Here is a 14,408-nt window from a genome sequence, read left to right on the forward strand (position 1 = left end):
TGGCGCCCATCCCCTGTTCGGCCATCTGCCCCCTCACTGTGCGGCCCCTTGCCGTCATGACACCCGGTTGACGCATGCGACCAGGCCCTGCCGATGTCCGGATGGCGCGCCCTGACCGCCCCGCCGCCAGAGAGGGCGGTCTCGTCCTCGTCAAAGAGCGGGATGAACTAAAACTTGATATTTATCTAGCAAAAATGCATAAAAAGATTTTAGTCATCGCGAATTATCTGCTCTGCCCCGCCGATGACGGGAGACGACAGGTCGCCGGGGCGCAGGGCGAGACTTTTCCCCCTCCCCTCACCGCCTCTGCTGACGAACCGCTTCCCTCTCTGGCAGGACGCCACTTTCATCGTTCACGACAGGAGTCAAAGATGCACCATTCCCTCTCCCAGGAGGCCTTCCTGGCCCAGGTGGCCAGCCGCAACCCCCACCAGCCCGAGTTCATCCAGGCGGTGAGCGAGGTGGTCGCCTCCATCTGGCCCTTTATCGAGCGCCATCCCCGCTACCTGCAGCACGGTCTGCTGGAGCGGCTGGTGGAGCCCGAGCGCCTCGTGCAGTTCCGGGTGAGCTGGGTGGATGACCAGGGTCAGGTGCGGGTGAACCGTGGCTACCGGGTGCAGCACAGCTCCGCCATCGGCCCCTTCAAGGGCGGCATGCGCTTCCACCCCTCGGTGGATCTCTCGGTGCTGAAGTTCCTCGCCTTCGAGCAGACCTTCAAGAACGCCCTCACCACCCTGCCCATGGGCGGCGGCAAGGGGGGCAGCGATTTCGATCCCAAGGGCAAGAGCGAGGGGGAGGTGATGCGCTTCTGTCAGGCCCTGATGCTGGAGCTCTATCGCCACCTCGGGGCCAACACCGACGTGCCGGCCGGCGACATCGGGGTGGGCGGGCGCGAGGTGAGCTACATGGCGGGCATGATGAAGAAGCTCACCAACAGCGCCGAGTGCGTCTTCACCGGCAAGGGGCTCTCCTTTGGCGGCAGCCTCATTCGCCCTGAGGCTACCGGCTACGGCCTGCTCTACTTCGTGGAGGCCATGCTGGCCCATCGCGGCCAGTCGCTGGCGGGCATGCGGGTCTCGGTGTCGGGCTCGGGCAACGTGGCCCAGTACGCCATCGAGAAGGCGATGGCCCTCGGCGCCCGGGTCATCACCGCCTCCGACTCCGGCGGCACCGTCTATGATCCGGACGGCTTCACCCCCGAGAAGCTGGCCCGTCTGATGGAACTTAAAAACGAGCAGCGCAAGCGGGTGGCGGATTATGCCCACGAGATGGGGCTCGAGTTCTTCAGCGACCGCACGCCCTGGCACCTGGCAACCGACGTCGCCCTCCCCTGCGCCACCCAGAACGAGCTGGATGCATCGGACGCCACAACGCTTATCGCTAACGGCGTACAACTGGTGGCCGAGGGGGCCAACATGCCCTCCAGCGCCGCCGCCATCCGCCTCTTCCACGACGCCCGGGTGCTGTTCGCCCCGGGCAAGGCGGCCAACGCCGGGGGGGTCGCCACCTCGGGCCTGGAGATGAGCCAGAATGCCCAGCGCCTCTCCTGGACCCGGGAGGAGGTGGACGCCCGCCTCAAGGGGATCATGACCAGCATCCACGCCACCTGCGTGCGCTACGGCCGGGACGATGACGACCATGTGAACTACGAGTCAGGCGCCAATATCGCCGGCTTCGTCAAGGTGGCCGACGCCATGCTGGCGCAAGGGGTCTGCTAGTTCTCGCCATACCCGGCATCAACGCAACAACGGCAGCCAGAGGCTGCCGTTGTTGTCTGCTGTGATCCTGAGTCAGGCACTCACCGTCACTGGCCTAGCCTGTCCCTTCTTACCTGCGCCCTGGGCGGCGAGGCTTAGCGATAGCGGCTGATCTCGATCAGGTTCCGATCCGGGTCCAGGCAATAGACTGACTCGATGGGGCCGCAGGCGCCGCTTTTCGTCACCGGCCCCTCCAGGATCTCGACCCCCTGGCTCGCCAGCTGGGCCATCACCTGATCCAGCGGCCAGCGGGTGATGAGGCAGAGATCCCCCGACCCCACCTGCGCCCGGTTGCGCACCTCCTCCCCCAGCAACTGCAGATTGATCTTCTGGTTGCCAAAGTGCAGCGCCCGGCGCCCCGCGCCGAAGGTGATGGGCTCCATCTTGAAGGCGCCGCTGTAAAACGCCACCGCCCGCTCGATGTCGCTCACCGTCAATACCAGATGGTCGATATGGCTGATCATGCTTCCTCCCTGTGGTGGTGATTGCCTCCCCATCATAGCCGCCCGCCACAATGGAAACTGTGGAATGGTGCACAGGGGTGTTTCTAACCAATTATTTTCACTAGGGAAATACCTTAGCGTACGGCGGCGCACGCCTTATCACGCTGCGCCCTTCGCTGCCCATGGCAGCCAGAATAGCCTGATTACAGGCCCGCTCCGTGAGCTTCACCGGGTTTTGCTTGGCGTCGGTGATTTCCGCAATCATGGGGCGATAACCGGCAGCCGCCGAGCAGTACATGGTGCGGTACTTGGGAAGCTGCCAACTACTGTCGTCTTGCCGTGTCAGGTCATCGCACAATTTGCCAAACAGTGCCTGCGCCTTGACCGTGCACTGACTGAAGCGCCGCACATCTTGATCGTAGGGACGGCAGACGCTTTGCTCACTACTCCGATGCCGCCTTTTATGTGGAAAGAAGCGGCAAAATTGGCAGTTGGCTGAGCACCAATCACAACAAGGCCCCCCGGGGCGGGCCGCCTTCGTGTGGTCAGCAGGCAATCCGCTCGATGCGGCCGCCGCTGAGTTTGAAGAAGGCATCCTGCGGCAGCTCCTGCAGCCAGGTGGTGGCGTAGTCCAGATCCGCATAGGCACCGCGCAGCATGGCGCCGAACAGGCCGTGGGAAACCACGATGGCCTGCTCGGCAATGTGTTCGTCCTCAAGCCATTGCCGGGCCCGGCGCTGAATGCTCTCAAAACTCTCGCCATGCGGGGCCCGCAGATACCAGTCCGGCTCCTCCAGATCGAGTTCGGGGTGAGCCGCCAGCAGTTCGGGGACCCGGCGACTCTCCCACTCCCCCATCCCTAACTCCACCAGCCGTTCGTCCCAGATGATGCACTCTCTCCCCAGTCCAAGCCGCTGACACACCAGTTCCGCCGTCTGCCTTGCCCGGCCGAGGGGGCTGGCATAGAGGGTCCAGCTGGCGGGCTCTGCCAGCAATTCATTCAACCGGTTCCCCATGGCGAGGGCCTGGGCTTCTCCCCTGGGGGTCAGCTCCGAGTTGCAGCGCCCCTGCAACCGCAATTCGGCGTTGTAACGGGTCTGGCCGTGGCGCAGCAGGTAGAGGGTACGAGACATGGGTTCTCCAGCAGGTTCAACGAGATAACGAAAACGGGAGGGGCATGATAACAGAAGAGCCCGACATAGGCGCAAACGGGGCCTGACACCATGGGTTGCACCCTGGTCTCCCCCATGGTCATAGTGAACGCGTCAGTGTGGCAAGAGTCCCAGATAAACCTTCGTGCGCAAGCACCACCAAGCCCCTCTGGCATTGTCACTTTCCGGGATTGGATATGCAGAGACTCTCAACGGATCTGTCCCCCAGATTTTCTATACCCCTGAATTTAAAGCGGGAAAATTTGAAACCCCTCTTTTGACAGGGAGCGGAAAGGGCTAGCTCGAAAGGGATGATTTCAGCATTTTTACTCTGATCCTGGGGCCATTTCGGTACGTATCTCTGGCTCATCCCGGGGGGGCCTGGTGTACAATCCCCACCCCGATTTCCCCCGCGCCCCGGCCAAGGCTCAGGCCGTTGTCCATCCCAGAGTAGATGAACGTGATCGCGACCCACCCCATGCTCGACAGCTATTACAGCCAGGATCTGGTGTTCTTCTCCATCCTGGTGGCGGTGCTCGCCTCCTACACGGCGCTGAACATGACGAGCCGGGTGAGCCAGAACCGGGGCCGGGCCGCCGCCTTCTGGCTCGCGGGGGGGGCCTTTGCCATGGGATTCGGCATCTGGTCCATGCACTTCATCGGCATGCTCGCCTTCAACCTGCCCATCGCGCTGGGTTACGATCTGACCCTCACCGGCCTCTCTCTGGTGGCAGCCATCGGCTCGTCGGCCTTTGCGCTCTGGCTGGTGAGCCGCCCCCGGCTTCCCTGGCATCAGGTCGTGTTCGGGGCCCTGCTGATGGGGGCCGGCATCGCCACCATGCACTACATCGGCATGGCCGCCATGAAGATAGAGCCCGGCATCCATTATCAGGCCGGGCTCTTCATCCTCTCCATCCTTATCGCCGTGCTCGCCTCCGGCGCCGCGCTCTGGATAGCGTTTCGCCTGCGCAACAGCTCGCCGCGCGCCTTCTTCAGCAAGGCTCTCGCCTCCCTCGTCATGGGGGGCGCCATCATCGGCATGCACTACACCGGCATGGCGGCGGCCCAGTTTCCCGAGGGCAGCCTGTGCGGCGCCCTCTATACCGGGCTCAATACCCAGTGGCTGGCGACCGTGGTCATCATAGTGACCCTGGCGGTGTTCGCCATCGCCCTGGTGCTCTCCATGCTGGACGCCCACGCCGCCAAGCTCTCCACCTCCCTGCATCAGGCCCACGACGAGCTGCTCAAGCTGGCGCTCCACGACAGCCTGACCCGGCTGCCCAACCGGCTGCTGTTCGCCGACCGGCTGGAGCAGCGCATCCAGGAGTGCCAGCACAGCCAGCGCAGCTTCTCCCTGCTGTTTCTCGATCTCGACGGCTTCAAGATCATCAACGACGCCCACGGCCACCATACCGGGGATCTGCTGCTGGTCGAGGTCGCCGAGCGGATCAGCGGGCTGCTCGGCGGGAGCGACACCGCCTCGCGCTTCGGGGGGGACGAGTTCGTGCTGGCCCTGGCGCCGGGGGATCTGGGCCAGACCACGGCCTTCGCCGAGCGGCTGCTGGCCGCCCTGGCGCAGCCCTACGAGTGGGAACATCACAGCCTGCACATCACCGCCAGCATCGGCATCGCCGTCTATCCCCAGGACGGCACCAGCCTGCACGAGCTGACCCTCAACGCCGACGCCGCCATGTACTACGCCAAGGAGCGGGGGCGCAACGACTACTACTTCTTCGACAGCGCCATGAACGCCAACGCCCACCAGCAGTTCCTGCTACAAAGGGAGCTGCAACACGCCCTGGAGCGGGGGGAGCTGGCCCTGCACTATCAGCCCAAATACGCGGCCCGCGGCGGTCAGGTGGTCGGCGCCGAGGCGCTGCTGCGCTGGCAGCACCCGGTGCATGGTGCCATCTCCCCGGTCCGCTTCCTGCCCCTGGCGGAGAAGAGCCGCCTCATCATCCCCATCGGCAACTGGGTGCTCGACGAGGCCTGCCGCCAGATGAGCCGCTGGCGGGCGGCGGGGCACCACGACTGGAGCGTGGCGGTCAACCTCTCCACCATACAGCTGGCCAGCCCCGGCCTGCTGGAGGAGGTGCAGGCGGCGCTCTCCCGTCACCGGCTCGAGGCCCGTCACCTGACCCTGGAGATCACCGAATCCACCGCCATGGAGAACGCCGAGGAGAGCCTGACCATCCTCAATCGCCTGGCCGAGCTCGGGCTTGGCATCTCCATCGACGACTTCGGCACCGGCTACTCCAGCCTGCTCTACCTCAAGCGCTTCCCCGCCAACGAGCTCAAGATAGACAGGGGCTTCGTCACTACCCTGGTGCAGGGGGGAGACGATGCCACCATCATCGCCGCCATCGTCGCCCTGGGTCAGGCCCTGGGCATGCGCATCGTAGCCGAAGGGGTGGAGACCCAGGCCCAGCGCACCCTGCTGACCGAGCTGGGCTGCGACACCCTGCAGGGCTATCTGCTCGGGCGCCCCATGGCAGGGGATCAACTGCTGGCCCACTGCGGTGAACGGCCCCAGGACGGCGTGCTCGCCGAGTCCGCCTGACACGGACGCGGTATCTCCCGAACATGGGGCTATCCCTTGCGCCCTGCCATGTCCGGCTCCTGCCATACCCCGGAAAAATTCCCGATTGCGTCTCTCGCTGACTCGGGATAGGCTGCCCCACTAAAGACTCGAATGCCGCCCCTCACCCCTGTATTGGGGCAAGCAGGGACAGTTCGACCAGCACCTATCCGATCGACAACGCCGCACAGGCGAGGATCACAGATGGCCAGATACCAGTTTTTCAGCATTCCGGCCTCCAACCGGCAGCAGTACACCTATGTCGACATGGCCTCCCCCAGCTTTCTGACGGAGAAGGCTGAGCTGCTGGCACAGGGATTCGAGGTGCAGGAGGACTTCATCGATGCCACCAGCCCCCAGGAGGCGGTGGAAAAATACAAGTCCGACTTCCTCTATGTGGCGGACGAGGTGGGCAAGTCGGACGCCAGCTACGGGCTGGCGGTGTTTATGCAGGAGATGGCCAGGAAGCTGTTTGGCCGCAAGGGCCATCACTGAATCGGCTGCACCAAGGCCATCGGCACTGTGCCGATGGCCTTGCACAACTCAGCCGCAGGCAAGTTGCCGGAGCATGGCGATCAGCTCCTCTTCGCTGGCCGGTTCATAGGCGAGCTGCAGGCTAGGCGCCGCGCCGCCCATCAGCATATAAACCTGGGTACTGCAGTGATCGTAGTGATACCACTTACCGTCGATACAGACGTCGGTATAGCATCTCGGGTCCCTTTTGAGTTCCATACACCTCTCCTTCTGTTACATATCACCAACATCCTGTTCGACCCTAAGGTAACCGGCCGGATCCAAACTTGATTCGGATCAAGGGGGCGCACGAGCCTGGCCCTCTTTCGGGATCATGGGTGCCGCTCGTATCGCAAACCACCTCCATGGGGCTAGCCCGCGGCCAACAAAAACGGCGCCCGAAGGCGCCGTTTTGCATTTCCGTCTTTTTGCTGTCAGCGACGGGGCGAACAAGCCTGGGCTTATTCGTCTTCCAGATAGGCGTAGCCTTGCAACCCCAGCTCCAGCTCTTCGAGCAGGGCCTTGCGGGTCGCATCGTCCAGCGCCGGGTGGGAGACGATCTGCTGGTAGTTCTCGCGGATGACGGACGGGTCGATGTTGACGTAACGCAGCAGCTGGTCGACGGTGTCGCCGCGAACCACGTTGCGGATGTCCATCTTGCCCTCCTCGTCCAGCCACACTTCCGCGCAGTGGGTGTCACCGAACAGGTTGTGCAGATCGCCGAGGATCTCCTGATAGGCGCCCACCAGGAAGAAGCCGACGTGGCACTCTTCGTTCGCACCGTACTCCGGCATCGGCAGGGTCTTCTCGACGCCGAGGCCGTCCACATAGTGCTCGACCTGACCGTCGGAGTCGCAGGTGATGTCCATCAGGATGCCGCGGCGGGTGAGCGGACGCTCGAGGCCGGCAAGCGGCATCACCGGGAACACCTGGCCGATGCCCCAGGCATCCGGCAGGGACTGGAACAGGGAGAAGTTCGCGAAGCACTTGTCCGCCAGCTTCTCGGAGAGCTCGTCGGCCAGGGCGCGGTGGTTGCGGTTGACCGGGTTGAGCAGCTCCTTGAGCGCCAGGCAGGTGTTCTGGTGCAGCATCTCGGCCCAGGCGCGCTGCTCCAGGTTCAACAGCCCCATGGTGTACTGGGTGTTGACGTCCGCCAGATCCGCCATCGAGTCGTGGAAGATCTCCAGCAGGGACGGATCTTCTCCGCGCAGGTCCAGCCAGCCTTTCCACATGTTCTGCAAGATGGTGGGCGCGTCTTCGTCCGGCGCGCTGATGTCGTTCACCTCCACCCCTTCGGCACCGATGATGTTGGTGACCAGCACGGCGTGGTGGGCGGTCAGGGCACGGCCGGACTCGCTGATGATGGTGGGGTGCGGCAGGTCGAACTCGCGGCACACGTCGCCTATGCCCCACACCACGTTGTTGGCGTATTCGGAGAGGCTGTAGTTGGCGGAGCAGTGGCTCTGGGAGCGGGTGCCCTCATAGTCCACGCCGAGGCCGCCGCCCACGTCCACCACCTCGACATTGGCGCCCAGACGGCACAGCTCGGCGTAGAAGCGGCCACACTCGCGGATGCCGCCCTGGATGTCGCGGATGTTGGCGATCTGGGAGCCCAGGTGGAAGTGCAGCAGTTGCAGGCAGTCCAGCTTGCCGAGGCTGCGCAGACGCTCCACCAGCGCCAGGATCTGGGAGGCGGAGAGGCCGAACTTGGACATGGCGCCGCCGCTCGATTCCCACATGCCGGAGCCGGTGGAGGCGAGGCGGGCACGCACCCCGATGTTGGGCTTGATGTTGAGGCGAGCCGACTCGTCCAGCACCATCTCCAGCTCGGAGGGCTTTTCCACCACTATGTAGACCTTGTGGCCCATCAGGTTGCCCAGGAGGGCGTGGCGGATGTATTCGCGGTCCTTGTAACCGTTGCAGACGATGACCGAGCCCTGGGCATGGTGATGGGACAGCACGGCCAGCAGCTCGGGCTTGGAGCCCGCTTCCAGCCCAAGCCGGGGCTTGTCGCTGTAGGACTGACTGATGGTCTCGATGACGCGACGCTGCTGGTTCACCTTGATGGGGTAAACGCACAGGTAGTCCCCTTGATAGCCTGACTTCTCGATGGCCTGACCGAAGGCGTTGAACAGCGCATCGACCCGGCTCTTGAGGATGTCGGGGAAACGCAGCAACACCGGCGTGGTCAGCCCGGACTGGCGCAGTTGCTCGATGGCCTCGGACAGCACGATCTGCGCCTCGGGGCGAGACTTGTCGGGGGAGACGGTCACATGACCGGCGTCATTGATATTGAAAAAACCCGCACCCCAGTAGGGAACGTTGTAGACCTTCAAGGAGTCCTTGCTGGACCAGTTAGTCATGGGCTATGCCTCGCAAATGAGCGGCCGTGGGCCGCCTTCGTTACCCTCAATCACATCCAGACCATCGACGGCAACGGGCGGCGCGTCAAGGCGGCCTGCTGATCCGGTGCGTGGCGGCACGCCTGGCGGGCCTGTTGCCTCGCCGTGGCCTGGCCACCCCGGTTCGTCTGTTGCACATCGCGGCAAGCCAAGGCTGCCTGGTGGATCTTGGGAAGTAACGAGTCTTGATGTGGGGCTGGTGGCTTTACATCAAGCTCAACGGTATGCGGTGCCACCTTAACGGAGCGCCGCGGTACTTTGATGACAACCGGCATCAGCCACGCCGTTTGTTCATCATTCGGCCGCGATCCCGACGGACAGGAGAGGGTTTCAAGGAAGAGAAGGGAAGGCCTCAGCACGCATGCGTGTTGATGGACGACAACCGCCACAGCCAGCTCAACGCCAGTGACCACCCATGACAAGGGAAGATGATGAGCCGCTGGCTCACTCGGTCAGCTGAAAGATGAGAGTCCGTTGTTCTCCCTGATACCGGAGCCTAACCGGTATTAAAGAAACCATTCCCCAGCAGTGTCTGTCGTTTCTGCGTGCCTCGCCCTATAGGCGTATGATCCTGTGGGTGTCTGGCGGCCTCTGCCTGCTCAGGGTTGCCCTCGGATCGGCGCGGAGTGTACACACTTACCGGCGCCAGTGACAATAAAAAATCGCGTTAAAAAACAGGTTTTCATCGAGGGGGCAAATCTTGCTGCCAGCGAGGCGGGCTCTGGGGTGGCGGGGGATGAGCCCGGTCTGGAACAACCCTGAAAATAACGGGTGATCCGGCCTTTTTCCCCCACCCCTTGCCAGTGCTGGGCCGGGATGAATTTCAGCCTTTTCGCATATGCTTAATCAGTTTTTTATTTGGAATTTTTATTCACATTTATCCCGCAAGAACGACCGCCACTCAGCCTCCCGCGTCACCCCGCTCCCGACAAATCCATCAAAAACTGCGCTGACGCAATAAGCGCGCGGGCCGTCTTGGCCACAATGGTACCTCTTCCGTGACCCGAGGCTTGTCCATGAACACCCTGCTTTCGCGCTTTCTCCACTACCTGACCTTCCATACCCGCTCCGACGCCACCAATCCCGCCTGCCCGAGCAGCGAGGGGCAGCTCGTCTTCGCCCGCGCCCTGCAAGAAGAACTCGAAGGACTCGGTCTGAGCCAGGTGGTACTGGATGATAACGGCTATCTCACCGCCTGCCTGCCTGGCAACCAGCCGGATGCGCCGGCCATCGGCCTGATTGCCCACATGGACACCGCCGACTACGAGGCCGGGCGGGTGGTGCCCCAGATCGTCGAGAACTACCAGGGGGGCGACATCTGCCTTGGCAAGGGGGACGAGGTGCTGGCCATCCGCCAGTACCGTTTCCTCAAGAACTACCTGGGCCAGGATCTCATCACCACGGACGGCACCACCCTGCTCGGGGCCGACGACAAGGCGGGCATCGCCGAGATCCTCACCGCCGTCGAATACCTGCAGGCCCACCCGGAGATCCCCCGCGGCGATCTCTGGATAGGTTTCACCCCGGACGAGGAGATAGGGCGAGGCGCGGATCGCTTCCCGCTGGCGCGCTTCCCGGCCCGCTGGGCCTACACGGTGGACGGCGGCGAGCTCGGCGAGCTCGAATACGAGAACTTCAACGCCGCCAGCGCCACGGTGCGCATCACAGGCAACAACGTCCACCCCGGCACCGCCAAGGGCAGCATGATCAACAGCCAGACCCTGGCCGCCCGCTTCCACGCCGAGATGCCCCCCGAGCAAACCCCGGAGTGCACGGAAGGGTACGAAGGCTTCTACCACCTGGCCCGGATGGAGGGCACCGTGGAGGAGAGCACCCTGCACTACCTCATCCGCGACTTCGACGACGACCGCTTCGCCGCCCGCAAGGCCCAGCTCAAGGAGCGGGTCGCCTCCCTGCAGCTGGACAATCCCAAGGCCCGCATCACGCTGGAGATAGAGGACAACTACCGCAACATGCGCAGCCAGATAGCGCCCTATCCCCACATCGTCGAGCTGGCCAAAGCCGCCATGGAGGCCGCCGACGTGGCGGTGAAGATCAAGCCCATTCGCGGCGGCACCGACGGCGCCCGCCTCTCCTTTATGGGACTGCCCTGCCCCAACCTGTTCACCGGGGGCCACAACTTCCACGGCAAGCACGAGTTCATCCCGCTGCAATCCATGGAGAAGGCGGTCGCCACCCTGGTGGCGCTGGTGCGCCTCACCTCGGCCTGGCGGGCAGAGTAAGGGATTGAGGACGGGGTTCGCCCCGTCATCAAACCGTCACGGCGCTGCCACACGGCGGGAACGCAGGGGGGAGAAGCTTGAGCAAAGTTCAGCGGAGCCTTGCCCATGTTCGACGTCGATACCCTGCTGGGGCAGCACCTGCCCCGCCTCGCCGGCCAACCCCTCATCCGCCCCCTGCTCCGGCAGGGGCTGCGCTGGCTGCTGCACGAGGAGGCCTTCACGCGCTTCGCCAAGCGCCATCCCCACCTGCGCGGCCTCGACTTCGTCGAGCAGGCGCTCACCGAACTCGACTTCGACTGCCGGGTGAGCGAGGCGCAGCTCGAGAACATTCCCGCCAGCGGCCGGGTCATCCTGGTCGCGAACCACCCCATCGGCTCTTTGGACGGGCTGGCCCTGCTGCGCCTGCTCGGGCGCATTCGCCCGGACGTCAAGATAGTGGCCAACCAGATATTGGCTCAGCTCGCCCCCCTGCGGCCCCTGCTGCTGCCGGTGGACAACCTGGGGGGCAAGACGGACAGGCGCGCCATCCTGGCCATGGGGGAGCACCTGGCCGAGGAGGGGGCCCTCATCATCTTCCCCGCCGGCGAGGTGTCGCGCCTCGGCCCCAAGGGGGTGAAGGACGGCCCCTGGCAGAGCGGCTTCATCAAGCTGGCCAGGCGCACCCGCACACCCCTGGTGCCGGTGCACCTGGACGGGCGCAACGGCCTCTCCTTCTACCTCGCCGCCTGGCTCAACAACGACTGGGCGGGACTGCTGCTGGTCAAGCAGCTGTTTCGCCAGCAGGGGCGCCGCCTCACCCTCACCCTGGGGGAGCGCATCCCGCCCCAGAGCCTCGGGGATCTCGCCCCCAAGACCGCCGCCGCCCTGGTGCGCAGCCACCTCTATCGCCTCGGGAAGGGGAAGAAGGGGGGGCTGCAGACCGAGGCCCCCATCGCCCTGCCGGAGGATCGCCGTCTGCTGAAACAGGCCGTCGACGGGTGCGAGCCGCTCGGCCAGACCCCGGATGGGCAGCGCATCCTGCTCTATCGCCGCCACGAGCAGAGCCACTCGGTGATCCTGCGCGAGCTGGGACGGCTGCGGGAGATCGCCTTTCGCGCCGTGGGGGAAGGCTCCGGCAGACGGCGGGATCTCGACGCCTTCGACGACGACTATCACCACCTGATCCTCTGGGATCCGGCCCGCCTCGAGATAGTGGGTGCCTACCGCTTCGCCCCGGTGGCCGAGCGGCTGGCGAGCCAGGGGCTGGATGGCCTCTACAGCCACACCCTGTTCGGTTTTGAAGAGAAGCTGCTGCCGAGGCTGGAACAGGCCATCGAGCTCGGTCGCAGCTTCATCCAGCCCGCCTACTGGGGCAAGCGGGGGCTGGACTACCTCTGGTTCGGCATCGGCGCCTATCTGGCCCGCTACCCCCAGTACCGCTACCTGTTCGGGCCCGTGAGCCTCTCCGGCAGCCTGCCGCCGGCGGCCAAGGATCTGCTGGTGGGCTTCTACCGCCAGCACTTTGCCCCCGAGCTGGCGCTCGCCCCGTCACGCCGCCCCTACCCCGAGACGCCGCCCCTGTTCGAGGGGCGCGACTACGGGACCGATCTCAAGGCGCTCAAGGCGGGGCTCGACCACCTGGGCTGCGCCATCCCCACCCTCTACAAGCAGTACGCCGAGCTGTGCGAGCCGGGGGGCGTGCAGTTCATGGATTTTGGCATCGACCCGGACTTCAACCACTGCATCGACGGCCTGGTGTGGGTGGACGTGAGCCGCATCAAGCCCCACAAGCGGGCGCGCTATATCGGTGTCCCCGTCCAGACGGACGCGGGGGCCTAAATCACCGCAAAAAGAAGAGGGAGGCTGATGCCTCCCTCTTCTCTTTCATCTTCACGCCTCATTCGGTTGCGGGCTTGCGATCCGCGTGGCCGAGATCCCGCTCCGGGGCGATGAGGTCCCGCACCCGCTGCTTGATCTCCTTGGCCTCGGGGAAGCCCTCGTCGGCCACTCGATCCCACACCTGCACCCCGTCCACCAGGATGCGGAACTCCCCCTTGCTGGCGGGCACCAGCGCCACCTCGCCGAGCTCGCCGTCGAAGGTGGAGAGCAGCTCCTGGGCGAGCCAGGCGGCCCGCAGCATCCAGCGGCAGAGGGTGCAGTAGCGGATCTCGATCCGCGGCTTGTTCATCTGGGTTTGTGTCTCTGTCATGGGGTGACTCCGTGAAAATCGGTTAACCAGTGGCGGGCGATGCGCTGCATGGTGGCCTGGGGCAGTTCGTGCAGGCCGGAGGCCGATGCCTGCCTGGCCAGCTGGTGCACCCCCTCGATGATCTCCGCCAGCACCAGGTAGACGTATTCGCCGATGACGGCGCCGTGGACGAAGTTGACCGCCTCCCCCCGGTTGAGCAGGAAGATGGTGCTGCCGTCCGGGCGGCTGAGGGCCAGCACGTGAGGGCACACCTCCTCGCTCGGCCAGGGCAGCTGGGAGAGGCAGAACGCGAACTCGTCGTCGGCGGAAGTGACCGACGCCACCATGGCGCCGGGGCGCAGGGCCTGCAAGTCGGCAATGTCCAGCGCCCCGTTGCCGGTGCAGCAGATCACCAGCTCGGCCCGCCCCAGGGCCTCTGCTTTGTTCACCAGCTTGAAGCCGTGGGAGAGCGCCTCCACCTGGCGCAGGGCGTCCGTCTCCACCAGCTCCAGATGCAGGTTGCGGCAGCGCAGTTCGCGGGCGATGCTGCGCCCCACCTTGCCATAGCCGAACAGGGCGGCCTGGCAGACGTTGAAGGTACGTCTCAGGGTGCGCGCCAGGGACTCGGCGGAGTAGACCACGCTCAGGCCGATCTGGATGTCCTCCGCCTGCTTGAGGGGGCTGCGGGCCACCGAGATGACGGGGGCGGCCAGGTGCTCCTGCTCGTAGCGCTGATGGCCGTTCTCCGTCATCTCCACCACCCCGAGAAAGCGCGCCCCGAAGTGCTCGGCGAGGACCGCCTGGCTCTTGGCAAAATAGCCGCCGATGTCGAGGATGATGAGCCGCTCATGCTCCCGCACCAGGGGGGCAATCTGGGCTATGACCCCTTCGGGATCCGAGGTCCAGTGGCGATTGAGGGGTAGCACGGGATAGTGCTGCTGGGCCCAGGCCAGGGTCGGCCCGTGGACGGACTTGGGTTTGGGCAGGATGGCGCCGACGCGCCCCACCCCATCGAGCACCTGGATGAAGTGGGGCCGGTCGGGCAGCAGATGGGTCACCAGCAGGATGCAGAGATCCCCGAGGCGTCCCTGCTCGGTGAAATGGCGAAAAAACAGATGCTCAGATCCCTGACTGCGCAACTGTGGCCTCCTTAG

At 64.7% G+C, this 14,408-nt stretch carries 11 protein-coding genes and 1 pseudogene; 5 read left to right on the forward strand and 7 right to left on the reverse strand.

The genetic code is table 11. The features are described 5' to 3' along the window. The first annotated feature begins 371 nt into the window (after window positions 1-371). A complete protein-coding gene (gene gdhA, locus AB5Y72_RS01740) occupies window positions 372-1,718 on the forward strand; it encodes an NADP-specific glutamate dehydrogenase (RefSeq protein WP_325782435.1) in 1,347 nt (448 codons plus the stop codon). Window positions 1,719-1,852: 134 nt separating this feature from the next. Here gdhA and AB5Y72_RS01745 read toward each other — a convergent pair whose 3' ends face one another. The 3 genes and pseudogenes from AB5Y72_RS01745 to AB5Y72_RS01755 form a co-directional block, all read right to left on the reverse strand. Beyond that, a complete protein-coding gene (locus AB5Y72_RS01745) occupies window positions 1,853-2,221 on the reverse strand; it encodes a VOC family protein (protein ID WP_325782436.1) in 369 nt (122 codons plus the stop codon). A gap of 113 nt (window positions 2,222-2,334) precedes the next feature. Beyond that, a pseudogene (locus AB5Y72_RS01750) lies at window positions 2,335-2,636 on the reverse strand (hypothetical protein); the annotation flags it as partial. Between the two features lie 109 nt (window positions 2,637-2,745). Continuing rightward, window positions 2,746-3,333 (reverse strand): histidine phosphatase family protein, encoded by a 588-nt coding sequence (locus tag AB5Y72_RS01755; protein WP_325782439.1) that lies wholly within the window; start codon window positions 3,331-3,333, stop codon window positions 2,746-2,748. Between the two features lie 472 nt (window positions 3,334-3,805). Here AB5Y72_RS01755 and AB5Y72_RS01760 point away from each other — a divergent pair, with 472 nt between their 5' ends. Next, a complete protein-coding gene (locus AB5Y72_RS01760) occupies window positions 3,806-5,911 on the forward strand; it encodes a bifunctional diguanylate cyclase/phosphodiesterase (protein ID WP_254203642.1) in 2,106 nt (701 codons plus the stop codon). A 222-nt stretch (window positions 5,912-6,133) separates the two neighbouring features. Continuing rightward, window positions 6,134-6,424 (forward strand): hypothetical protein, encoded by a 291-nt coding sequence (locus AB5Y72_RS01765; RefSeq protein WP_042077455.1) that lies wholly within the window; start codon window positions 6,134-6,136, stop codon window positions 6,422-6,424. A gap of 48 nt (window positions 6,425-6,472) precedes the next feature. Here AB5Y72_RS01765 and AB5Y72_RS01770 read toward each other — a convergent pair whose 3' ends face one another. Both AB5Y72_RS01770 and speA read right to left on the reverse strand, forming a co-directional pair. After that, window positions 6,473-6,661 carry a hypothetical protein gene (locus AB5Y72_RS01770; RefSeq protein WP_042077453.1) on the reverse strand — a complete coding sequence of 63 codons (189 nt, stop codon included), beginning with the start codon at window positions 6,659-6,661 and terminating at the stop codon, window positions 6,473-6,475. Between the two features lie 242 nt (window positions 6,662-6,903). Further along, window positions 6,904-8,805, reverse strand: a complete 1,902-nt coding sequence (gene speA / locus AB5Y72_RS01775; protein WP_042077451.1) for a biosynthetic arginine decarboxylase — start codon at window positions 8,803-8,805, stop codon at window positions 6,904-6,906. 1,055 nt (window positions 8,806-9,860) lie between these two features. Between speA and pepT the strand changes: the two genes are divergently transcribed. Beyond that, window positions 9,861-11,087, forward strand: coding sequence for a peptidase T (gene pepT, locus AB5Y72_RS01780; protein WP_368198491.1), 1,227 nt, complete (start codon window positions 9,861-9,863; stop codon window positions 11,085-11,087). Between the two features lie 105 nt (window positions 11,088-11,192). Then, a complete protein-coding gene (locus AB5Y72_RS01785) occupies window positions 11,193-12,905 on the forward strand; it encodes a lysophospholipid acyltransferase family protein (protein WP_216989922.1) in 1,713 nt (570 codons plus the stop codon). Window positions 12,906-12,963: 58 nt separating this feature from the next. Here the strand turns inward: AB5Y72_RS01785 and AB5Y72_RS01790 are convergent, their stop codons facing one another. Together AB5Y72_RS01790 and AB5Y72_RS01795 are read right to left on the reverse strand one after the other, a co-directional pair. Further along, window positions 12,964-13,275 (reverse strand): SelT/SelW/SelH family protein, encoded by a 312-nt coding sequence (locus AB5Y72_RS01790; RefSeq protein WP_042077444.1) that lies wholly within the window; start codon window positions 13,273-13,275, stop codon window positions 12,964-12,966. After that, a complete protein-coding gene (locus tag AB5Y72_RS01795; protein ID WP_216989921.1) occupies window positions 13,272-14,393 on the reverse strand; it encodes an adenosylhomocysteinase in 1,122 nt (373 codons plus the stop codon). The genes AB5Y72_RS01790 and AB5Y72_RS01795 overlap by 4 nt, the downstream gene beginning before the upstream one ends. Window positions 14,394-14,408 lie beyond the last annotated feature (15 nt).

The organism is Aeromonas sp. R7-4, assembly GCF_040908055.1.
Lineage (GTDB): Bacteria > Pseudomonadota > Gammaproteobacteria > Enterobacterales > Aeromonadaceae > Aeromonas > Aeromonas sanarellii.

Bases quoted from the DNA above. Each gene is read 5' to 3' on its own strand.
- speA (WP_042077451.1), bottom strand. From the start codon at position 8,805: ATGACTAACTGGTCCAGCAAGGACTCCTTGAAGGTCTACAACGTTCCC.
- AB5Y72_RS01745 (WP_325782436.1), bottom strand. From the start codon at position 2,221: ATGATCAGCCATATCGACCATCTGGTATTGACGGTGAGCGACATCGAG.
- gdhA (WP_325782435.1), top strand. From the start codon at position 372: ATGCACCATTCCCTCTCCCAGGAGGCCTTCCTGGCCCAGGTGGCCAGC.
- pepT (WP_368198491.1), top strand. From the start codon at position 9,861: ATGAACACCCTGCTTTCGCGCTTTCTCCACTACCTGACCTTCCATACC.
- AB5Y72_RS01770 (WP_042077453.1), bottom strand. From the start codon at position 6,661: ATGGAACTCAAAAGGGACCCGAGATGCTATACCGACGTCTGTATCGAC.
- AB5Y72_RS01790 (WP_042077444.1), bottom strand. From the start codon at position 13,275: ATGACAGAGACACAAACCCAGATGAACAAGCCGCGGATCGAGATCCGC.
- AB5Y72_RS01755 (WP_325782439.1), bottom strand. From the start codon at position 3,333: ATGTCTCGTACCCTCTACCTGCTGCGCCACGGCCAGACCCGTTACAAC.
- AB5Y72_RS01765 (WP_042077455.1), top strand. From the start codon at position 6,134: ATGGCCAGATACCAGTTTTTCAGCATTCCGGCCTCCAACCGGCAGCAG.
- AB5Y72_RS01785 (WP_216989922.1), top strand. From the start codon at position 11,193: ATGTTCGACGTCGATACCCTGCTGGGGCAGCACCTGCCCCGCCTCGCC.
- AB5Y72_RS01760 (WP_254203642.1), top strand. From the start codon at position 3,806: ATGAACGTGATCGCGACCCACCCCATGCTCGACAGCTATTACAGCCAG.